General features: G+C 31.4%; 19 protein-coding genes. 11 read left to right on the top strand and 8 right to left on the bottom strand.

Annotated features, from left to right (window positions below; genetic code table 11):
* On the bottom strand, positions 1-541 hold a 541-nt coding region (locus tag ABIN17_00005), incomplete at its 3' end, for an S-adenosylmethionine:tRNA ribosyltransferase-isomerase (GenBank protein ID MEO0283444.1).
* A gap of 667 nt (positions 542-1,208) precedes the next feature.
* On the opposite strand from ABIN17_00005, the gene ABIN17_00010 reads away from it, so the two are divergent.
* The 5 genes from ABIN17_00010 (at position 1,209) to thiI (ending at position 11,572) form a co-directional block, all read left to right on the top strand.
* A complete protein-coding gene (locus ABIN17_00010; GenBank protein MEO0283445.1) occupies positions 1,209-3,035 on the top strand; it encodes a hypothetical protein in 1,827 nt (608 codons plus the stop codon).
* Between the two features lie 3 nt (positions 3,036-3,038).
* Positions 3,039-7,154: a M36 family metallopeptidase gene (locus ABIN17_00015; GenBank protein ID MEO0283446.1), complete on the top strand. Its 4,116-nt coding sequence runs from the start codon at positions 3,039-3,041 to the stop codon at positions 7,152-7,154.
* Between the two features lie 69 nt (positions 7,155-7,223).
* Positions 7,224-9,041, top strand: a complete 1,818-nt coding sequence (locus tag ABIN17_00020) for a T9SS type A sorting domain-containing protein (GenBank protein ID MEO0283447.1) — start codon at positions 7,224-7,226, stop codon at positions 9,039-9,041.
* Positions 9,042-9,161: 120 nt separating this feature from the next.
* Positions 9,162-10,148 carry a GTPase gene (locus ABIN17_00025; GenBank protein ID MEO0283448.1) on the top strand — a complete coding sequence of 329 codons (987 nt, stop codon included), beginning with the start codon at positions 9,162-9,164 and terminating at the stop codon, positions 10,146-10,148.
* A complete protein-coding gene (gene thiI / locus ABIN17_00030) occupies positions 10,148-11,572 on the top strand; it encodes a tRNA uracil 4-sulfurtransferase ThiI (protein MEO0283449.1) in 1,425 nt (474 codons plus the stop codon). The genes ABIN17_00025 and thiI overlap by 1 nt, the downstream gene beginning before the upstream one ends.
* 20 nt (positions 11,573-11,592) lie before the next feature.
* Here thiI and ABIN17_00035 read toward each other — a convergent pair whose 3' ends face one another.
* Genes ABIN17_00035 through speD form a run of 7 tightly spaced genes read right to left on the bottom strand, consistent with a single transcriptional unit; the run spans position 11,593 to position 18,016 of the window.
* The gene (locus tag ABIN17_00035; protein ID MEO0283450.1) at positions 11,593-12,522 is read right to left on the bottom strand and encodes an aspartate carbamoyltransferase catalytic subunit; all 930 of its coding nucleotides are present in this window, start codon (positions 12,520-12,522) and stop codon (positions 11,593-11,595) included.
* Complete coding sequence (locus tag ABIN17_00040) at positions 12,519-14,570, bottom strand: sodium-translocating pyrophosphatase (protein ID MEO0283451.1); 2,052 nt, start codon at positions 14,568-14,570, stop codon at positions 12,519-12,521. Before ABIN17_00040 ends, ABIN17_00035 begins: the two co-directional genes overlap by 4 nt.
* Positions 14,567-15,169 carry an aminoacyl-tRNA hydrolase gene (pth, locus tag ABIN17_00045; GenBank protein MEO0283452.1) on the bottom strand — a complete coding sequence of 201 codons (603 nt, stop codon included), beginning with the start codon at positions 15,167-15,169 and terminating at the stop codon, positions 14,567-14,569. Before pth ends, ABIN17_00040 begins: the two co-directional genes overlap by 4 nt.
* Positions 15,166-15,813: a 50S ribosomal protein L25 gene (locus ABIN17_00050; GenBank protein ID MEO0283453.1), complete on the bottom strand. Its 648-nt coding sequence runs from the start codon at positions 15,811-15,813 to the stop codon at positions 15,166-15,168. Before ABIN17_00050 ends, pth begins: the two co-directional genes overlap by 4 nt.
* A 15-nt stretch (positions 15,814-15,828) precedes the next feature.
* Entirely contained in the window at positions 15,829-16,764 is a 936-nt protein-coding gene (locus ABIN17_00055) for a ribose-phosphate pyrophosphokinase (GenBank protein ID MEO0283454.1), read from the bottom strand.
* Between the two features lie 3 nt (positions 16,765-16,767).
* Positions 16,768-17,244, bottom strand: coding sequence for a TlpA disulfide reductase family protein (locus ABIN17_00060; GenBank protein MEO0283455.1), 477 nt, complete (start codon positions 17,242-17,244; stop codon positions 16,768-16,770).
* Positions 17,231-18,016, bottom strand: coding sequence for an adenosylmethionine decarboxylase (speD, locus tag ABIN17_00065; protein ID MEO0283456.1), 786 nt, complete (start codon positions 18,014-18,016; stop codon positions 17,231-17,233). Before speD ends, ABIN17_00060 begins: the two co-directional genes overlap by 14 nt.
* A 110-nt stretch (positions 18,017-18,126) precedes the next feature.
* Here speD and rsmI point away from each other — a divergent pair, with 110 nt between their 5' ends.
* The 6 genes from rsmI to ABIN17_00095 are packed head-to-tail and all read left to right on the top strand — an operon-like array spanning position 18,127 to position 22,974.
* The gene (gene rsmI, locus ABIN17_00070) at positions 18,127-18,804 is read left to right on the top strand and encodes a 16S rRNA (cytidine(1402)-2'-O)-methyltransferase (GenBank protein MEO0283457.1); all 678 of its coding nucleotides are present in this window, start codon (positions 18,127-18,129) and stop codon (positions 18,802-18,804) included.
* Positions 18,801-19,376, top strand: coding sequence for a CDP-alcohol phosphatidyltransferase family protein (locus tag ABIN17_00075; GenBank protein MEO0283458.1), 576 nt, complete (start codon positions 18,801-18,803; stop codon positions 19,374-19,376). The genes rsmI and ABIN17_00075 overlap by 4 nt, the downstream gene beginning before the upstream one ends.
* 38 nt (positions 19,377-19,414) lie before the next feature.
* The gene (locus ABIN17_00080) at positions 19,415-20,506 is read left to right on the top strand and encodes an inositol-3-phosphate synthase (protein ID MEO0283459.1); all 1,092 of its coding nucleotides are present in this window, start codon (positions 19,415-19,417) and stop codon (positions 20,504-20,506) included.
* Position 20,507: 1 nt separating this feature from the next.
* Positions 20,508-21,155, top strand: coding sequence for a dTMP kinase (tmk, locus tag ABIN17_00085; GenBank protein ID MEO0283460.1), 648 nt, complete (start codon positions 20,508-20,510; stop codon positions 21,153-21,155).
* Between the two features lie 30 nt (positions 21,156-21,185).
* On the top strand, positions 21,186-22,724 hold the full coding sequence (locus ABIN17_00090) for a S41 family peptidase (GenBank protein ID MEO0283461.1): 1,539 nt from the start codon (positions 21,186-21,188) through the stop codon (positions 22,722-22,724).
* Entirely contained in the window at positions 22,711-22,974 is a 264-nt protein-coding gene (locus ABIN17_00095) for a hypothetical protein (GenBank protein MEO0283462.1), read from the top strand. Before ABIN17_00090 ends, ABIN17_00095 begins: the two co-directional genes overlap by 14 nt.
* Positions 22,975-22,989 lie beyond the last annotated feature (15 nt).

Consider the following 22,989-nt stretch of genomic DNA (forward strand, 5'->3'; position numbering starts at 1 on the left):
CTTTTTTTAATTTTTTTATAAGTCTTTCAGTAAAATGTAAGGAAGCAGTGGGAGCTGCTATTGAGCCTTCTTTTTTTGCAAATATTGAGTTATAATAGAATTCATCTTTTTTTAAAGGTTTTCTTTTAATATATGGAGGTAAAGGCATTTTTCCATATTTTTTTAAAAGTTTATCAATATTTCCATTTTCTATTTCAATAATATAAAATTTGTTTTTCCCAATAACTTTTAATCTAAATTCTCCCACATAAAAATTTTTAACATTTTTTCCTTTTAAAAGGGAATAAAATCTTTTTTCATCAATTTTTTTAACAAAAAGTGCTTCTACTTTTCCACCTGTATTTTTTCTTCCAAAAATTTTTGCGGGTATTACTTTAGTATTATTTACTATTATGAGGTCTCCTTTTTTTAAAAATTTATGAAGATTATAAAATTTTGAGTGTATAATTTTTTTTTCCTCCAGATTTAAAACCATCAAATTGCAGGAATCTCTGGGTTTTGAAGGAAAAAGGGCAATATTTTTTCCATTTATTTTTATCATAAAGTTATCTATTATAGTTTTAATTTTTATTTATTTCAAATTCCTGAAATTTAAAGAGTTAATTCCTAAATCAAAGACATTGATAAGAAAAAAAATATTCAAGAGAAAAAATTCAATATGAACTTCATAAATCTTTAAACAAAACTTATGTAAAAGTCTAAAAAGTTATGGTATTCTACAAGCTCTGAAAAATTTTAAAGAGATATTAGATAATGGGAAAAGGTAAAAATTCGCAGGCTAAAGCCTGCGCCTACCATTTTTATAAAATCTTTAGATGGAAAGCTACACCTTTTAAGGTATAAAGTAACAAGTTTTTTAGGATATTGTTTCTATTATGCCTCATATTATCTTCACCCTTAATTTTCCAAAAAACAAAGGTTTTATAATTTTATGGTAGCCGCACTCTTTAGGGTGCGCAAAAATTCGCTTTAAGATTAAAATATGAAAAAGAAAAAAAGTTTAAAAAATAATGATAGATAGGAAAATTGAGGTGAAAATGCAAAGGATTTTATAAAAAAATGCCTATGTTGAAAGATTTAAAGAGGAATATACAGGAATATTTTGTAGAAGGCACTTCTTGTAATCTTATTGAGCCAGAAAATTTCAATATTTTTATGGTATTCTACAACCTCTTGACTTTTTTTTTCAATTCTGTATAATTAAATATATGATGATAATAATTTTCAATTTTTACATAAAGGCTTTTTTATCTCCTGATTCAACAAAAGTAAAAATGGATTATTATTTAGAGAAAGGGGTTTCAAAGATAATGATTGTTTATGAATATAAAGGTAAAAATTATATTGTTGCAGTTCATAAAAACCAGTATCCTTATAAAGAATTAAAAGATGAATTTATATGGTTTACAAAAAATAAATGGAGAAAAGAAGGCAATTTAAAGTTTCTTTTATTTTTTGATGATAGATATGAGGAATATTTTATTTCTGGTAAGGATTTAGAGGTTAAAGATTTTTCAAATAAAAAAGAAAATGAGGAAGAAGGGTTAATAAAGATAGATGAAGGTCATTTTATAAATCCTTCACTTATAAAAAGTTATAAAGGACCCGATAAATATGCCTGGAGATACTGGAAGTATGATGTTCAGCATACAAATTATTATCCATTCCCTTTATATAAGCCATTTGAATTTAAATGGTCACATAAATGGGGAGGAGAGGGGTCTTGGACAACCGAGATTACCCCCTGCGTTTCTCATGGAATTTTTTTTACAGGTAAAGGTGCCCCTGAATGGAATAAGATAATGGCAAAGGATATTGAAACAGGAAAAATTATCTGGGAGAAATATTTAACAAGTAATGTATGGAATTGTGCATTAGACCCAAATGATTCAATTCTATTTGCAGGAACTTCTATTGGTATTCCACCAGAGAGTTTACCAACATTTTTTGCTCTTGATCCTTTTACAGGAAATGAAAAATGGTCAAAACCGATAACGACTGTGGGAGCTCAACCCATTGTTGTTGATACAATTGTATATGCTCCTGCCCGTGGGTGGGTTGAGCCGATTGGTTATGAAGCAACATTTGCTTATACTTTAAAAGGAAAACTTTTATGGGGCAAAAAACTTGTAGGTTCTAAGGTGCCTTCTTATTTTGATGGGAAAATTTATGGGATAATGGAAAAAAGGGTTCATGACCCTGATACTGTTCAAACAAAGGCACTCTGTCGTGATGCATTAACAGGGGATTTGATATGGAAATACATTTTACCCAATAAATCATCAGAGCGCACATCAATATATGATAATAGATTATGGTCATTTTTTGGATTCAAACTCCTTGGATTTAATATATTTACAGGTTCTCTTGAGATAGATAAATATATGGAGTATCCTTATAATACGCCAATATCAGGATATAATAATGAGATATGGTTTTGTTGGTATAAATGGTCAGGTGATACAATAATTACAGTGGTTTTTTCTTTTGATTCAAAGACAGCTCAAAAAAGGCTTGAATTTTATTTAGCACCAAAAGATACAAATGGCGGTGGAGCAGTAGGTCCTGTTTTTACTATTAAAAATACAGGTTGGGTAGCAAATTGTGATTACATATATGGTTTTAATAGTTTAAATGGAGAGGTATTTGATACAGTTTTGCTTCCTGATGCAAGGTCTCCATGGCCAGCCTGGGGATATCCTGTTATTTATAAAAATTATTTTTTTGCTGCCCATCATGGATATATTTATTGTTATAAAGCAGATACGATTTTACCGGAAACAACATATATTTATAAATTTTATCCATATTATAAAGAAGGGAACATTTATGCTTATCTTTCTTTGCCTGAGAGGCAAGACATATATTTAAAAATTTTTGATATAACAGGGAGGAAAGTATTAGATCTATATAAAGGTTATTTAGAAAAGGGTGAGCATTTTTTACCATTAAATATTTCTTCAGATGGTGTTTATTTTATTTTTTTAAGAGGTAAAAATAAGGAAGTTAAAAAATTTTTTAAAATAAGGAGGTGAAATATGAAAGGAAAAATTGGATGTATAGTGAAGTGGTTCATTGTCGTATATCTTTCTTTTCCCTTATACGGGAAAAGGGCACCTGACCGTCCACAATGGCTTGTGGAAAAATTAAGGCAGTTTAAACTTGAAAAGGAAGAAGTGAGTCATTTTGGAAACAAAAGTTTTTATAGTGACGGAAGACTTAGATCATGGGATATGATAGATGAATCAGTGGCTCCCGGTTCACCAGAAGATATAGCTAAAAACTTTTTACTTAAGCATATCCGTGAATTTGGTCTTAAAAGTGATTTATCTGATATAAAGCTTTTAAAGGTGGAAGAGTTTATGAAAGATATATATAGAGTTGATTTTTTACAAACTTACAAAGGAATACCAGTATATGAGGGTGGTCTTCATGTAATTGTAGAGAAAAATGGTAAAATACGTTCTGCTTTTTCTGGATATCGTGTTATAAAGGAAGATTTAGATTTATCTATAAATATTTCAAAGGAGTCTGCAATTCAAACAGTGATAAACTTTTTGCAGATTCAGGGAGAGATAACTTATGGTCCTGTTGCTGAATTAATGATTTTCCCTTATAAAGGTCAAAAGCTTGTGTATAGAGTTGAAATTCACACTGATTTCCCCCTTGGTGGCTGGGAGGCTTTTGTTGATGCTAAGAATGGTGAGATAATTCTTCTTGGAGATAAATTTGTCTATGCAAATGGTTCAGGATACATATTTAATCCTGACCCTATCACATCAGCGCACACCAATTATGGTGGTGATTTTGTGGATAATAATGATAATACAAATTCTTCTCTTGATGCGCAGAGATTTTTAATAACATTGAAGGATATATATAAAGATGATAATACCTATTACCTCAAAGGTCCTTATGTTCGTATCAAAAATTTAGGTGGATATGATGACCCCATTTATTCTTCTAATGATGGGACATTTTTCTATAACAGATATGATCAGGCATTCGAAGCAGTGATGGTTTATTATCATATTGACAATTTTCAGAGGTATTTGCAATCCTTGGGGTTTTATTATCATCTCGATACTATTTATGTTGATCCTCATGGAACTTATAGTGATAATTCCCGGTATGATGAAAGTCTTGATGCAATTTATTTTGGGGAAGGTGGTGTAGATGATGCAGAGGATGCTGATGTAATTATTCATGAATATGGTCATGCTATTGAGGAGCGTGCGATGGGTGGATTTAATTACTATTATTCTGAAGCAGGGGCACTTTCAGAAGGATACAGTGATTATATGGCAGGGAGTTATTCAGCACAAATTAATTTTTATCAAAAGGATTGGGTTTTTAACTGGGATGGTCATAACGAATTCTGGCAAGGGAGAGTGCTTAATAGCACAAAACATTATCCTGAGGATATGGTGTATGAGCCTCATAAGGATGGTGAAATATGGTCTGCCTGTTTGTGGAAAATCTTTGAGCAATATGGTAGCGGAATAACAGATCGAATTGTAATGTATAGTTTATGGAATCTCTGGAGTGGTTCAGATTTTAAAGATGCTGCAAAGAAAGTTTTGGATGCAGATTATTGGCTATATTGGGGAGAACATATGAACTTTATAAGAAATGTTTTTTATAATAGAGGGATCTTAAGACCACCAACAGTTACAGTAACATTTCCAAATGGAGGAGAAACTTTTGTTCAGGGTTCGATAGAGAGAATTAAGTGGTATATTGAGGATTTTGATGGTCTTACTAATTCTATTGAATTATACTATTACTATAATAATAACTATTATTTTATAACTGAAATATTTAATCCAACTCAAACTTATTACGATTGGCTTGTTCCTAATATAAGTAGTCCTAATATTGTTAAAATTAAAGTTGTTCTCAAGGATAAGGCAGATAATGTATTAGCTGAGGATATGAGTAACAATCCATTCACAATTGTTCCTCAACCTCCAACTAATATAACTTATCCCAATGGCGGTGAAATATTGTTTGTTGGCAGTAATGTTCAAATTACATGGAATAATTCTGACCCGAATAATGTGATAAGTTATGTGAAGCTTTATTATTCAGTAAATGGTGGTGCAAACTATACACAGATTAACGGAAATATTCAGAATACAGGAAGTTATACCTGGGTTGTTCCAAATATCCAAACAAAACAAGGGAAAATAAAGATAGAGGCTTATAATATTAGAAATGTATTGATAAAAAAAGATGAAAGTGATGGAACCTTCTGGATTGTGATTCCTCCTCAGGTTCAACTCATCTGGCCAAATAATCCTTATATATCAATTGAAGAGGGAAAAACATATTATATCAAATTCATTGGAGAAGCACAGAATGGAATAAAAATTGCGGATGCAGAGTTTTCTCATGATGGTGGTCAAACATGGACAGATTTGCCAGTTGAAAAATATTATTACCCTTCTCCTACTTATATTAGGGATTCTCTAAGGTGGAATGTTACCCAATCACCTACCCGTAATGGGAGAATAAAAGCAATCTTAACTGATACAAATGGTATAAAAGCTTATGACATTTCGGATTATGATTTTGTTTTGAAACCTGCTACTCCCACCGGAATTAGTGCGGCAATTGTAGAGATTGATATCTGTTCGAATGTAAAAATAATTATTTCCTGGAATGATAACTCTCAATATGAGGATAGTTATATTCTTGAATATAAAATGGATAATATGGACTGGCAATCTATCTTACTTCCTCCGAATAGAAGAAAAGACACACTATTGGGAGAATACTATCATAATTACTACTTCCGTGTAAGATGTAAAAAAGGTGATATTTATTCTGATTATTCAAATACAGTTAGTGTTTCTCCAAGAATTCCTGACCCTTCAAATTTAACACTTGAAACTTCTTATCCATGGAACAATGTAAAGGTAAGTTTTATGGATAATTCTAAATGTGAGGATAAATTTTTAATAAAAAGAAAAGAGATTATAAGTGGGACTGAATATACATTTGAAATTCCTGGTGATTTAGATATTAATGAAAATGAAGTATTTTTTGATAATGTTTCACCTTTTAAAGATTATGAATATAAGGTTTATGGGGTTTATGGATCAAAAAATACTTCTATTCTCTGTGATACAGTAACAACTTCTCCAATATTTAGTGGAACAACAGGTGATTATTACAGTCATAACATACAGAGGGCAAATAATGGGACACTTCATATGGCATATAAGTATGATAAAGGGGATTCACTTTTTGTTATTCATGGTTTCAGTAATGATGAAGGGCTTTCATGGAATATTCAGAGAATTTTTAAAAGAGATAGAACCCTTAATCGTGAAATTAAAGATGTATCAATAGTTTTATCCTCAGATGGAAAACCTATCATAGTTTTTGTTGAAGATGAAGTTTATTTTGGAAATAGATCACGCTTATGGTATTTTCATAAAATTGGAAATTCATGGTATTCAAGTAAATTGGACACAATCCACCTTACAAAAGATGCGAGAGTTATGGAACCATCTGTTTTAATGAAAAATGATACAGTCCATATTATATATGGGAAAATGATAAATCCCCAGGGGACTCCTATTGATTCCTTATATTACTCAAAATTTTATTATTTAACACCTTCTTCATTTTCTTCTGCAAAGGAATTTATAGATATATTTCAAAACATTTATATTTCAAACAGGGGTTCGTTTGTTTTTTATAAGGATACATTACATCTTGTGGTTCAGGAAAAGAGGGAGGAGAATAGGATAGTTAAACATTATAAAAGAAAAAATAGGGGAGTATGGGTTATTGTTGAAAGTTTTGTTCCGCAGGAGGATGATCCTGCTTTAAGTGTGTTAGGAGATAATTTATTACTTTTTACAAATACTAGTAATGGGATTAAAGTGTATTTACTGAATGAATATTGGTATTGGGAAGATGTTACTTATATACCTCAGAAGAAGATGGATTATGTTTATTTAGGGGGAATAAATACTTATATTTTCTGTGAGGATTTTAATGGAAGAGGTTACTTATTAAGATTTTTTAAAGGATCATCAGGAATTGGATATGGAGTAAGGGTTATCTCTGCTTATGGGAAGGAGAAAGGATTTCATGGTGTTATTTGGAGGGGAGGGTTAATTGAAAAGGTGAATATTTGATTTGTTAATACAAGAAATAAAAGTAAGGTTGTTTATAAGAAATTCTCTACCTATTTTTATGATGTTGATATGAGGGAAATTTCTCAAAAAATAGACCTTAATAATATTCCACCAAATAATGCAAGGAGAATTTTAAAGGATGGGTTTGGAAATATTTATTTTCTTTATTCTAAGAATGATTCTGTATACGATTATATTTTGAATAAAAATCAGAAATTATTCATAGGGAAAGGTAAAAATCCTGCAATTTCACAGGATGAGTTTAAAAATCTATACTGCATCTTTTCTTATAATGATACAACATTTCTTGAGGAATTGAGATTTTCTAAATTTAATGGTAATAAGTGGGAAAATCCTTTAACAATTTTTAAAAATGAGGGAACATATTATTGGGGTATTGGTGCTCCTTGTTTTGAGATTTTTAATAACACAGGATATTTAACATGGGAGACAAAATGGGGACCTACTCATCATCCTCCTCCAGGATATTATTTAACTGATATAAGAATATGGGGAGGAAATCTTTTAATGCTTGGAAAATTTGATTTAAGGAACCTCCATAGTTTTAATATATTTTTCACTCATTTTGTAAATACCTTAAAAGGGATTAAGGGAGATACCACCTGGCCTCCGAGGGAGACTCTCAGGGTTCATCCTAAAACCTTCTATGATTCCATTGTTCCTCTTTTAATATCGCCATCTTTAACTGTTGATTATTCAAATAGAATTCATCTTTTATGGGAGGGAGCAAATGATATATTAAGGTATTATTGTCTTTCACCAGATACAATTAAGCACCTTATTACATTAAAAGAGCCTGGCAAAGCTATTTATTTTGATCCATATATTACAAAATCAAATTCATTTATTAATCTTGTTTATGTTAAAAACAGGGAAGGGGAAGGTTCAAAGGTTTTATCAAGGTATACATTTCAGGGATTTAATGTTCTTTCAAATCCAAAGGAAGTTTATTCATTAGAAGCTTTTAATTTATTTCAACCTTTTATTGATAAAAATTATATAACATTTGTGAAGAATGAAGGTTCATTGAATTATCTTGTGTATGGTGAAAATGTAGCACCTTTTGATGAGAATATTCTTTTTTCCTATTATTCTATTCTTTCACCGCAATTTTTATCAGATGGTAAATATCTTCATTTTGTTTTTTATGCGGGTGATTCTTTGTATAGGATTTATTATATAAAGGTTGAGCTTCAAGAGGAGCCTCCGATTATTTCCCTTGATTTTGGAAATAAAACGCCTGATATAACAAATGTTTACAGGGAAGGTTATATTTCTTTTGGGCCGGAGTATTATAAGAATGTTGATTATGGGGATTCGCTTATATATGAAATTCCACTTGTTTTAGAGGGTAAGTTTAAGATAAGGTTTGAAGGTTATTCTGGTAGGGAAGTAGATGAAAAAATTTATGTTAATAATATACCTCTTGGAGTCTGGCATATTGAGGCAAATGAGTATTCTGTTTTTGAGAAAAGGATTCCTGAGAGAGCTGTGACTGATTTATTGAGAATAAAGGTTAAAAGACAGGGGCGTGATGGAAAAGCAGTTCTTGGTGCATTGAAAGTTTATGTATGGAAGGAAGGGGAGGGAGGTCCGCAGGATATTGATGTGGAGAACAAAATGCAGTTTGATGTCAGCTTTCCGACATTGCTGAAAGAAAATTCATTTTTACTTATTGTTCCAGAAAAAGGATTTGTTAAAATATGTATCTATGATATAAGTGGTAGAAAAAGGTTTGATTTAAAAAAGGTTTTTGATAAAGGATTTCACAGTGTTTCTATTCCTGAACTTTCAAAAGGTATTTATTTTATAAAGGCTGAATACAATAATGAAAAGAAAATAAAAAAGATTTTGAGGATAAAATAGTAATTTAATTTTTTAAAAAGGTTTTGAGAAGTTGTGGAAAGCACTTCTTGAAATCTTATTGGACCAGGGAAATTCAATATAAATATTGAAATTAATAAATTTTTTCCTTTAAATTATTTAATGCCTGCGAATTTAACTCCTGAATATCTTGCTGCAGAAAAAAAATATAGGGAAGCAAAGACCCTTGAAGAAAAGCTCTTAGCTTTGAAAGAAATGTGGGCAACTCTGCCAAAACACAAAGGAACTGATAAACTGCAGGCTGATATCAAAAGAAGAATATCCCAGATTAAGAAAGAAATAGAAGAGGAAAAACAAAGGAGAAAAAGAGGCGCACCTTCTTTTCTTTTCCCTGAAAAAGAAGGAGCAGGACAAGTTGTTTTATTTGGGAAACCAAACTCTGGAAAATCCTCAATTCTTAAATTCTTAACAAATGCAAATCCAGAAATAGCACCTTATCCTTTTACAACAGTTTTACCTGTAGTTGGAATGATGCCTTATGAGGATATTCAAATACAGATTGTAGATTTACCACCCTTTTTGATCTCAAAGTATCAATGGTGGCAGAGAGAGATTGTAAGAAATGCTGATTCTATTATGGCTGTTCTTGATGGTTCAAAGGATGACCTTATTGATGATTTTTTAGAGTTAAAAGAAATTCTCAATGAGATTAAAATTGAATTTTCAGAGAAAGATGAATACTCTTTTGAGGGAATTATTAAAAAAAGAGGCTTTTTTGTAGTTAATAAAATTGATACAGAAGGAGGAGGGGAGAGATTTAAAATTTTGAAAGAAAGTTTTCCAAAAGAAGTAATTTTACCCTTTTCATCTTTGACTGGTTTTGGTTTAGAGGATTTAAAAAGAGAAATTTTTAAATCATTGAAAATAATAAGAATTTATACAAAGGAACCAGGAAAAGAGCCTGATATGAAAGATCCAATGATACTTGAAGAAGGTAGTTCAGTAATGGATGCTGCAGAGGAGTTACATAAGGATTTTGCCAAAAATTTGAAATATGCGAGGGTGTGGGGTTCTTCAAAATTTCCTGGTCAGAGGGTGGAAAGAAATTATATACTTAAAGATAAAGATATTGTGGAATTTCATATTTAATGATTATTCTTCTTAAATTTTCCGAGCTTTTTACTAAAACTAAAAGAATAAGAAAAAGATTTATTAATATTTTGAGGAAAAATATAGAGGATGCTTTTAAAAAAGAAAATTTTGAAGGAAAAATTTTTTTGAAATGGGATAAAATAGTTATAGAAGCTGAAGGGTATAAGGATTTTTTTGAAAGAATTTTCGGCATAAGGAAGATAATTTTAGCAGAAAAAATAAAATTCAAGGATTTGAAGGATTTAAAGAAAAAAGTTAAGAAAATTTTTGCCGAAAAAGTTAAAAATAAAACCTTTGGAGTAAGGGTTAAGAGAAAAGGAGTCCATAATTTTAATTCCCTTGAGGCAGAAAGGGAAATAGGAAAAGAGCTTGTTGAAATAGGAGGTAAGGTAAATCTTGATAATCCAGATATATGGGTTAAATTGGAAATTGAAAATAACGATGCTTTTATTGTTGAAAAAGAAGTTGAAGGAAAAGATGGCTTTCCACTTGGAACTCAAGGAAAAGTTTTGTGTCTCGTTTCAGGTGGTTTTGATTCTATTGTGGCGGCTTATTTAATGGCAAAAAGAGGTGCAGATTTATCCTTTTTATTTTTTAATCTCGGTGGTTTTTCCCATTTAAAAGAGGTAACAAGACTAATAAATTATTTCTGGAAAAATTTTCTTTTTGGAATAAATCCCGAGCTTTTTATATGTGATTTGAGACCTGTTGTGGAAAATATAAGGGAAGTTATTCCATCTTCTTACTGGGGAATAGTGCTAAAAAGAAAAATGTTTGAAATTGCTGAAAAAGTAGCAAAAGAAAAGGGAATTAAGGCAATAGTAACAGGTGAGTCTTTGGGACAAGTTTCTTCGCAGACTCTTGAATCGCTTTATGTTATTGATAGTATTTTAAAAGATGTTATGTGTCTAAGACCTCTTATAGGTTTTAACAAAGAAGAAATAATAAATATTTCAAAGAAAATTGGAACTTATGAAATTTCTGAAAAGGTAAAGGAATATTGTGCCATTGTTCCATATAAACCTGTTACAAAATTTGAACTACAAAAGGTAATAGATTTAGAAATTTTTCTTGAACCTAAATTTATAGATGTTGTAGTAAAAAGTAAAATAACTCTCAGGGAACCATTTATTATAGAGGAAGAAGATATAGAAATAGATAAAGTTTTAGCGGGTTCTATTAAGGTTGATATAAGGGACAATTCAGGAAAAATTGGAATTCCTTTTGAGGCAGATTTAAAAATTCCTTTAAACAAAATAGATAATTATGAATTTGAAAGGGAAAAAGTTTATATTTTCTTTTGTAATCACGGTTTATTTTCTCAGGAAGTTGCTTTGAGACTGAGAAGAAAAGGTATAAAAGCTTATGCTTTTAGAGGTGGAATATTAAAATATAATCAACTTTATATGTCTAATATGTAAAGTCTGTTAGACTTTTACACTTATTTTTCTTCCAGTTCTCCGTGTCCGAGTAAATAAAAGAGAACTGCCATTCTAACAGCAACTCCATTTGTTACCTGTTCCAGTATTACACATCTTTTATCCTTAAGGACTTCATAATCCATTTCTACTCCCCAATTTACAGGGCCTGGATGCATTATTATTGAATCTTCTTTTAAAAGTTTTAATCTTTCAATTGTTATTCCGTATGACCTTCTATAGTCTTCAAAAGAAGGCAAATAATTTGCTCCACCTCTTTCCTTCTGAACTCTTAAGCCCATTATTACATCCATTTCTCCAAGATGTTTATCAATATTTTTTATAATTTTTGCTCCTAAAATTTCAAATTCATCAGGAACAAGAGGTTTTGGACCTGCAAGATAGACTTCAGCACCAAGTTTTAAAAGACCAAAAATATTTGACCTTGCTACCCTTGAATGAAGTATATCACCAATTATAAGAACCTTTTTGCCTTTTAAGTCACCTTTATGTTTTCTCATTGTAAAAATATCAAGTAGTCCCTGTGTAGGGTGTTCGTGAGTTCCGTCACCTGCATTGATAACACTTGCTGTTGTATTTCTTGCAAGGAAAAAAGGTGCACCACTTGAAGAATGTCTCACAATGAACATATCAACTTTCATAGCAAGAATGTTTTTTAAAGTATCAAGAGTGGATTCACCTTTTAAGAGCGCAGAAGTACTGGCTGAAAAGTTTATTACATCAGCAGAAAGTCTTTTTGCTGCTATTTCAAATGAAAGCCTTGTTCTGGTGGATGGTTCAAAAAATAAAGTTGTTATTGTTTTTCCCCTTAATGTTGGAACCTTGGGTATGGGTCTTTTTAAAATTTCAAGAAATTTTTCTCCTAAATCTAAAATTGTTTCAATCTCTTTTTTATCAAGATCTTTAAGACTTAAAAGATCTTTTCTCTTCACTTTAAAATTCCAATTCTTGAGTTCAGGGTGATTATAAGCGGAGCAAAAACAAGTGATACAATTGCCATGAGTTTTAAAAGAATGTTTAAGGAAGGTCCTGCTGTGTCCTTAAATGGATCCCCTACCGTATCACCTTCAACAGATGCTTTATGAGCTTTTGAACCTTTTCCACCAAAGTTTCCTGCCTCTATGTATTTTTTTGAATTATCCCAAGCACCTCCTGCATTTGCCATAAAAAGTGCAAGAGGAACACCTGTTACAAGGGAACCAGCTAAAAGTCCTCCAAGAGCTTCCTTACCAAAAAAAATTCCTAAAATGAGAGGTGATATAAAAGCAACAAAACCAGGAACTATCATACTTTTCAATGCTCCCTGTGTTGTTATATCAACACATCTTGCATATTCTGGTTTTGCTTTACCTTCCATTAAACCTGGTATTTCTCTAAACTGTCTTCTAACCTCCTCAACAACAAGTCCTGCAGTTCTTCCAACAGCTTTTATAGCAGAAGCTGAGAAGAAAAATGGGATAACACCACCTATAAAAAGCCCTGCAACCACTCTTGCATCAAGAATATTTAAGTTTAAAAGTTCTCCTGTTATTGACTTTACCGTTTGTGAGTAAGCAGCAAATAATGCAAGAGCTGTGAGAGCCGCAGAACCTATTGCGAATCCCTTACCTATTGCCGCAGTTGTATTTCCAGCAGCATCAAGGGAATCTGTAATTTTTCTTATATTTTCACCAAGATGAGCCATTTCTGCAATTCCTCCAGCATTATCAGCTATTGGTCCATACGCATCAACTGAAACAGTCATACCTGCAATTGATAGCATTCCAATTCCTGCAAGAGCTATCCCAAAAAATCCAGCTGATAAATAAGATACAACAATTGCAAGTCCAATGAGTATCACAGGAACGACTGTGCTCATCATTCCTGTTGCAATCCCTGTAAGAATGTTGGTTGCTACTCCCTTTGTAGATGCTTCGGCTATTTCTTTTAAGATACTTTCTTTTATTGTGTAATATTCAGTTAAATATCCAATAGCAACACCTACAATAAGACCTGATAAAATTGCATAGTATATTTTGATATTTCCATAATAGAATATTGTTACCAAAAGTGAAAAAATTGCAAATAAGATCGCTGATACAAAAGTTGCTTTAAGTAAAGCACGAGAAGCATTTTCTTTTGCCCCTCTTATTACAAAAACACCTAAAATAGAAGCTATTATGCCAAGGGCTGCAAGAAATGAAGAAAGAAAGATACCTTTTAAATCGTAATTTACTGCTGCTATAACCATACCTGAAAGAATTGCTCCAACAAAGGATTCATAAAGGTCAGCACCCATTCCAGCACAATCACCCACATTATCACCTACATTGTCTGCAATCACTGCAGCATTTCTCGGGTCATCTTCAGGAATTCCTGCTTCAACTTTTCCAACAAGGTCAGCACCTACATCAGCAGCTTTTGTGTATATTCCTCCTCCCACCCTTGCAAATAGAGCCACAGAAGAGGCTCCCATTGAAAATCCTGTTAGAAGGGAAACCACATATTTTATATTTTCTGGAACATTTTTAAAAATATTTGTGTATATAAAAAATAAACTCGTAAGTCCAAGAATACCAAGACCCACAACAGTCATTCCCATAACAGAACCACCGAAAAATGCTATTTTTAAAGCTTCATTGAAACTCTTCTTAGCACCTTCTGCAGTCCTTGCATTTGCTCTTGTGGAAATATTCATACCAAAATAAGCAGAAAGGAGTGATAAGGTTGCTCCTAATACATAAGCAATACCAGTAGCAATTGAATAGTTAATCCCATTATAGGAAAGACCTATAAGTATTAATAAAACTACAAATAGAATAAACCAAAAAATTGTTTTAAATTCTCTTTTTAAGAAAGCCATTGCTCCTTCATGCACTGCATCAGAAATTTTTACCATTTCTTCTGTACCTGGCGAATGGGAAAGAACATATCTTGCCATTAAAAGAGAATAAATAACTGCAATTATACCTACGAGAATGGATGAAAATATAAGGCTCATTTTTCCTTTTCCTCTTTGTAGGGGGTTTGAACCCTTTCTTTCCTTGAATAATTGTTTATATAATTTTCAAACTTGTTAATATCACCATCCTTTAAAAATTTATAAATTCCCTCTTCTATATATGGAAAAACCTTATTAACTAAAATATTAAATTCTTCCTCTTTAAAATCTTCCAAAACATATTTTTCTGCCTCAATATTATAATTAAAACCTATACCTATTCTCAACCTCTTTATTTCTTCGGTTTCTGCATAGTATATACAGGATTTTAATCCCTTATGCCCACCATCAGAACCTTTAATTCTGAATCTAAGGACTCCAAAGGGTAAATTTAAATCATCAAGAAATAAAATTAAATTGAAAAGATTAATATTAAAAATTTCTTTTAATTCTAAAATAATTTTTCCATTCTCATTCATGTAAAGAGATGGTAAGATACCAATAAAGGGTGGATTTTCAGCATAAAAAAAATTGCCTTTACCAGGTTTAAAATTATTGTCTCTAAAAAAATAACTTATAAACCTGTATCCAACGTTATGTCTTGTATTTATATATTTTTTACCAGGATTCCCAAGTCCGAATAAAAAAAATTTTATCACTCCTCTTTCTTCTTTTCTTCAATTTTTTTCTCACTTTCTTTTTCTTCACTTATCTCAGGGAGAATTGGTTCTTGAACTGTAATTTCTATTCCCTTTGGATGGGCTATTGTACAGATTGTATCTTCAGGGCTTTCTAAAATTTTTATTCCTTTCTCAAGTTTTATATCCTTAACATGAATACTTTCACCTATGTTTAAATCAGATATATCAATTTCAATATGTCCTGGAATTTTGGATGGAACTGTTTTCACATGCAACTGGTGAATAAAGTGTTCAAGTATTCCGCCAAGTTTAACTCCCTTTGCTTCTCCTTTTAGAATAACAGGAACAGGAACAGTAATTTCTTCTTTTTCATGTAAAACCTGAAAATCAATATGAATTGGATAACCGTAAAGAACATCTCTCTGTATTTCTTTAATGACAGAATTTACTTTCTTATTGTCAAATTCAATTTCAAAAATTACAGTTTCTCCATGAATTTCACGCCAGATTTTTTCAAAGTTTTTTCTTTCTATTACAAGATGAACATTTTCCTCTTTTGCACCATACAGTTCAACAGTTATGAATTCTCTTTTTCTTAACCTTCTTGATTCCCTTGTACCTGTTTTTTCTCTTAATTGTGCTTTTAATTTAATTTTTTTCATTTTTCCTCCTCCTTTTTATACGAAAAGTTCACTTATAGAAACTTCTTCATGAATTCTTTTAATAGCCTCAGCGAGTAAATTGGAAATATCAAGTATTTCAAGTTTTTTAAATCTTTTATGAGGTGATATGGGTATTGTGTTTGTTACAATCACTTTTTCAATAGGGGATGAATCAAGAACTTCTTTACTATTCCCTGAAAAAAGCCCATGAGTTGCACACACCCATATACTCTTTGCACCTTTTTCCTTTAAAATGAGAGCTCCATTTGCAACAGTTCTTCCTGTATCTATAAGGTCATCCACTATAAGCAAATTTTTATCTTTTACTTCTCCAATTATGTTTATCACTTCTGCCACATTTGGTGCTGGTCTCCTCTTATCAACAAGCGCAAGTGGTAAATTTCCGAGTCTTTTTGCAAAAGCCCTTGCTCTGTTTGTCCCCCCTACATCAGGTGATATAACCATGAATTTATCACTGGGTAAAATTCCTAAAAAATCCCTGAAAACCGGTAAAGCATAAAGATTATCAACTGGGATATCAAAAAATCCCTGAATCTGATCAGAATGTAAATCACATGTTAAAACCCTATTTGCTCCTGCAGTTTGAATTAAATTTGCTACAAGCTTTGCAGAAATAGGAACTCTTGGTGCATCTTTCCTGTCCTGTCTTGCATAACCAAAGTAAGGAATAACTGCTGTAATTCTTTTTGCTGATGCTCTAACTGCTGCATCAATTAAAAGAAGGAGTTCCATCAGGTTATCAGAAGGTGGGTGTGTGGACTGGACTATAAATACATCGCACCCCCTTATATTTTCTTTAATTTGAACTCTTATCTCACCATCAGAGAATCTGGAAACTTCAACATCAGTTTTTTCAATACCCAAGTTCTTACAGATTTTTTCACTTAACTCAGATGAAGCATTACCACTTAGAATTTTTAGTTTATCCATTATCTATAAATTTTCTATAATCTTTTTTTCAAAAAAACTTTCATCTCTGTAACCAACTATTTTTTCAATTATTTCTCCTTTTTTATTAATTATAAATGTAGTGGGTATCGCAAAAATACCTCCAAATTTTTTGGCAACTTCCTCTGTTCCCATCATTAGAGGATAATTTATCCCAAATTCTTTTGCAAAATTTTTTACAAGTTCCTCTGCATTTCCTCCCCTATCAAGAGATATTCCAACTATTAGAACTCCCTTTTCTTTGTACTTACTATATAATCTTACAAATCCAGGAATTTCTGCCCTGCAGGGAGGACACCAGGTTGCCCAGAAATCAATTATGATAACCTTTTTTCCTATATAGTCATTAATATTGAAATTTTCTCCATCAAGGGTTTTTAAAGTAAAAGATGGGACCCTGTTTTCTGCTGTTCGAGAACATGAGAAAGAAAACAATAAAAATATAAGGCTAATTTTTTTCATTTTGTTTACCTCCATCTAAATTTTCTTCAATCAAAAGAGAAACCTTTTTTAAAAAAAATTCATCTTCTTCTTTAAAACCATCTTTTGAGCTTGTTCTAATCACTAACTTGCCTAATTCTTGGCTGTTTCTATAAAGAGGAAATTGAATTTCAGAATGAATACTTGGATTTTTTTTATCTTTTTTATCTTTTTTGTTCTTTTTATTAACTGAATATAATAATTTGTCCTTTTTGTAAATACCTATAAAGGAATATTCTTCAAATGTCTCTCCTAAAAGGTTTAAGATTTTTTCAATTTTATTTTTTTCATTTTCAGAAATTAAATTTTTTACCATTTTTAAAAAACTCTCCTGTTTAAGTTTTTTTCTATAATGCGTAAGTTCCTCTTCCCATGTAATTATTGAATGAAAAAAAATTCTGTCTCCCTCTTCAAGTCCTCTTGTTATTTCACTTATATGAACATTTTCTGCTTTAAATTCCTGAAGAGCAAAGTTAACAGCTTCCTCAGGGTTTGAATGTTCACCACAGGTATATATATCAAGAGCAACATAACCATATTCAGGCCATGTATGAACAGAAATGTGGGACTCTGAAATTACAATAACACCAGATACACCCTGAGGAGGGAATCTGTGAAAGGATACAGCCCATATTTTGACATTTGCTTTATGGGCTGCATTAACTAAAATTTCCTGCATTTTTTCCACATTCCCAATTATCTGTGGGTCACAACCTGAAGCTTCTACTATATAGTGTTCTCCAACCGGCTTCATTCTTTTTAATAAATTATTTGGATTTGAACCATTTTGAGTATATTAATAATAAGTAAAAAAAAATTAAATTTCAAATTTAAATATCTTTCTTCATTTTTTTATAATAAAGGATGAACGAAGGAGAATTATTTGTTGTGGCAACACCTATCGGAAATCTTGAAGACATTACCTTTAGAGCTATAAAGGTGTTAAAGAATTCAGATTTAATTGTATGTGAAGATACACGGAAAACTCTTATTTTACTTAATAAATACGGTATTAAGAAAAAACTCTTTGCATTATTTAAAGGTAAGGAAAAAAAAAGGACAGAATTTATTATAAATATGTTAAAAGAGGGAAAAAAAATTTCCCTTGTTTCAGAAAGTGGAACACCAGGTATCTGCGACCCAGGAGCATATCTTTTAAGAAGATGTCATGAAGAAAATATAAAAGTTTCACCTATTCCTGGACCATCAGCCCTAACCTCTTCCTTATCAGTTTCAGGTATGGACGGTGATAATTTTTTGTTTCTTGGATTTCCACCAAAAAAGGAATCTAAAAGAAAAAAATTATTTTCTTCCCTAAAAGACGAAAAAAGAACAACTGTTTTCTATTTATCACCTCACAATATAGATAAAATTCTGCAAGAATTAAAAGAAATTTTAGGAGTTAATAAGAAAGTTTTTTTAATAAGGGAAATGACAAAAAAATTTGAGGAGTATATTTATGGAACAATTGAGAAAGCTCTTGTATGGGCTAAAAATAAAAAGGGAGAATTTACCCTTGTAATAGAAGGGAAAAAAGAATGAAAAAATTAAAAATTATTTTTGAAAAATCAATAATTCCTTTACTTTATTTAATGAATAAATTAGGAATTAAACCAATTCACTTAACTTTTTCAGGATTAATTTTTTCTCTAATTCCTGCTTTTTTCTATATAAAAGGTAATTTCCTTTTGGCAGGTATTTTATTAATAATATTTTCCCTATTTGATACATTAGATGGAGCTCTCGCAAGATATAATGATTCTACTACTAAATTTGGTGCTTTTATTGATTCAGTGACAGATAGAATTCAGGAGGGTATAATTTTTTCTTCCCTTATATACTTTTACAGAGAAGAAATAACGAAAGTATTTATCCTTTTTTTTTCCTTTTTATTTTCTTTTTTAATTTCTTATACAAGAGCAAGAGCTGAAGGTCTTTTTTATTCAATAAGAGTAGGTCCAATGGAAAGGGAGGAAAGAATTGCTTTTATTGCATTTTCTTCTTTAACAGGAAAAAAAGTATTTATTTATCTTTTAATATTATTTTTAATTTTGGTTGTATTAACTTTTTTAAGAAGGATTTTGTATGCTTATAAAATTATGGAAGAAAAGTAAGGGTTCAAACCCCTTTATTAATTAATAAGGAGTTAATTATGGGTAAAGTAAGGGTTGCTATAATAGGAGTTGGAAACTGTGCTTCATCCTTTGTTCAGGGTGTTTATTATTATAAAAATTCAAAGGAAGATGATTTTATACCCGGCATTATGCATGTGGTTCTCGGTGGATATCATATAGGGGATATTGAATTTACCCTTGGCATTGATATTGATAAAAACAAGGTTGGAAAAGATTTAGCAGAAGCAATTTATACATATCCCAATAATACATATAAATTCTGTGATGTTCCCAAATTAAATGTACCAGTTGTTAGAGGAATGACTCACGATGGACTAGGAAAATATCTTTCACAAATTATTGAGAAAGCACCAGGAGAAACTGCTGATATTGTTAGATTATTGAGAGAAACTAAAACTGATGTGGTGGTTAATTTTCTTCCTGTTGGAAGTGAAGAAGCAACAAAATGGTATGTAGAGCAGGTATTAAAAGCAGGATGTGCTTTTGTAAATGGGATTCCTGTTTTTATAGCAAGGGAACCTTACTGGCAGAGAAGATTTGAAGAGGCAGGTCTTCCTGTAATAGGTGATGATGTAAAATCTCAGGTTGGTGCAACTATTGTTCACAGGACACTGGTTCAGTTATTTATAGATAGAGGAGTTAAACTTGAAAGAACAAGTCAGTTAAATGTAGGTGGAAATACAGATTTTCTTAACATGCTTGAAAGGGAAAGACTTGAATCAAAAAAGAAATCAAAAACAGGCGCTGTTACTTCCCTTTTACCCTATGATATCGGTGAAGAAAATGTGTATATTGGACCTTCTGATTATGTTGCCTGGTTAAAGGATAGAAAATGGGCATATATGAGGCTTGAAGGAAGAACCTTTGGTGATGTTCCTTTAAATATAGAATTAAAGCTTGAAGTCTGGGATTCTCCTAATTCAGCAGGAGTAATTGTTGATGCTGTAAGATGTGCAAAGCTTGGACTTGATAATGGTCTTAAAGGTGCTCTTATTGAGCCTTCTGCTTACTTTATGAAGTCCCCACCAAAACAGATTCCTGATTTTCAGGCTAAAAAGAAACTGGAAGAATGGATAAAAAAATATACAAAAAAGAAGAAAAATAGATAAGTTGGGTAAGTGGGGATTTTTTATTACAGTAGAAGGAATTGAAGGTAGTGGTAAAACAACCCTTGCAAGAGGACTTTTTGAAGAATTAAAAAGCAAAGGTTTCCCGGTTTTACTCACATGGGAGCCAGGTGGAACAGAGGTAGGTGAAAAAATAAGGGAAATTCTTTTACATTCAGAGGAAATATCTCCCTGGACAGAACTTTTTCTTTTTCTGGCATCAAGGAAGGAACATGTTGAAAAAAAAATAATACCTGCATTAAGGGAGGGTAAAATTGTAATTAGTGATAGATTTGATGATTCTACAATTGCCTATCAGGGTTATGGAAGATCGCTTAATATAAGACTTATTAAAAGATTCAATAAAATTGCAACTTCAGGTTTAAAGCCTAATGTTACTTTTTTAATAGATATAGATCCTGAAATAAGCTTAAAGAGACTTAAAGGTAAAGATAGAATTGAAAGAGAGAGTATGGAATTTCATAAAAAGGTGAGAAAAGGATACCTTGATATTGCAAAAAGAGCAAAAAAGAGGGTAATTATTTTAGACGGAAATGAAAAGGAGGATGAAATAATTAAAAAGGCTTTTTTAAAAGTAATAGAAAGATTAAAGGATAAGGGAAAGTTTATTTCACTTATTAAGAGTTTATAGCTTAAAATTAAAATTGAAAAGGAGGAAAAAATGAAAAAAATTATAAGTTCTTTAATTTTAATAACCTTGCCTTTATTTTTTCTAAAAGGAACGCGAGGAGAGGTAGAAAGAAAGCCTTCCTTAACCACTGAGCTTCGAAATTTTTCAAAAATTATATCTCTTATCCAGGAGAGATACTTTGATGAGAAATATCAAGCTGATGAAAATCTTGCTCCTCTTCTTGAAAAATCCATGGATTATTTACTCCATCAACTTGACCCATATTCTGATTTAATGACACCTGAAGAGTGGGAGGAGATGAATATTCATTCCACAGGAAGGTTCGGAGGAATCGGGATTCAGATTGGAATAAAAGATGGAATTTTAACTGTGATTTCACCACTTGAAGGCACACCAGCCTCAAGAGCTGGAATTCAAGCAGGAGATCAGATAATAGAGGTAGACGGAAAGTCAACCAAGGGATGGTCTTTACAGAAGGCTGTAAGATATTTAAGAGGGGAGCCGGGTACAAAGGTTAAGATAAAAATAAAAAGACCTTTTATTGAGGAAGCTTTTGATTTTGAACTTGTAAGAGAAATAATAAAAATAAATGCTGTTCCTTATTACTCTAAAGTTGATAACGAAACAGGGTATATAAAATTAAATGAGTTTTCAAATACTTCAAGGGAAGAAATAAGTAGAGCTATTGATGAACTTAAAAAACAGGGCGCTAAAAAGCTAATTCTTGATTTAAGAGGAAATCCGGGAGGCCTCCTTGATGCTGCGGTTGAAGTTGCAGACCTTTTTTTACCAAAAGGAAGTGAGATTGTATCCACAAAGGGGAGGAATAAGAGTCTTGAACAGATGTTTAAAGCTATAAATGAAGATCCTTTCACTGAGGAAATTCCACTTATTGTTTTTGTTGATAGGGGTGCTGCTTCTGCTTCTGAAATAGTTTCAGGTGCTCTTCAAGACTGGGATAGAGCACTTATTATAGGAGATACAACTTTTGGAAAGGGTTCTGTGCAGAGAATATTTCCCCTTGATGAAGGTTATCGTGTAAAGTTAACAACAAGTCTTTATTATTTACCTTCAGGTAGATCAATACACAGATTTGATATAAGAGACACAACTGGAGAGGAAGTTAGAGAGATGAAGAAAAATGGAGGGGAAACTTTTTACACGTTAAAAATGAAAAGAAAAATATTTGGAGGTTATGGTGTTATCCCTGATATTGTTATAAAGCCCCAGAAAATTTCAAAAGAGATTACAAAGCTTTTACAGAAAAGGAGATTTTTTGATTATGCTTTAAATCTTAAAAATAAAGGTATAAGAGAAATTGGGAAAGAAGAGGTTGAAACATTTTTGAATTATGTGAAGGAAAAGGATAAAGATATAGATTTTGGTGAACTTGAAAAGGAGAAAGAAACAATCTATTACTATCTTGATATTAATCTTGGTGAGGTATGGGGTGGTGAAAAAGGTAGATATGAGAGATTTTTGAGGAATGATGAATGGGTTAATAAAGCTTTGAATATTTTTAAAAAGGTAAATAAAAAGGAAGATGTTTTCAAATATGTGGAAAAGTAAAAATATATGTGAAAAATGTGGAAAGGTAATAGAAGAAGGTGGAGATTTTTATGAAATTGAAATAATATGTAAAGCTGGTTTTGATGGAGTTATAAGAGAAACAAATGAGAGTATGGAGGAAATTTTAAAGGATACTGAGCTATACACTGAAGATGAACTTTTAGAGAGTGTTTATGAAAAAAAGAAATTTGTATTATGTGTTAGATGTAAAGAAATTTGGATGGCAAACCCCTTGCAAAAACCCATTTAAATTTTTATAAATTTT

The organism is candidate division WOR-3 bacterium (genome assembly GCA_039803925.1).
Lineage (GTDB): Bacteria > Hydrothermota > Hydrothermia > Hydrothermales > JAJRUZ01 > JBCNVI01.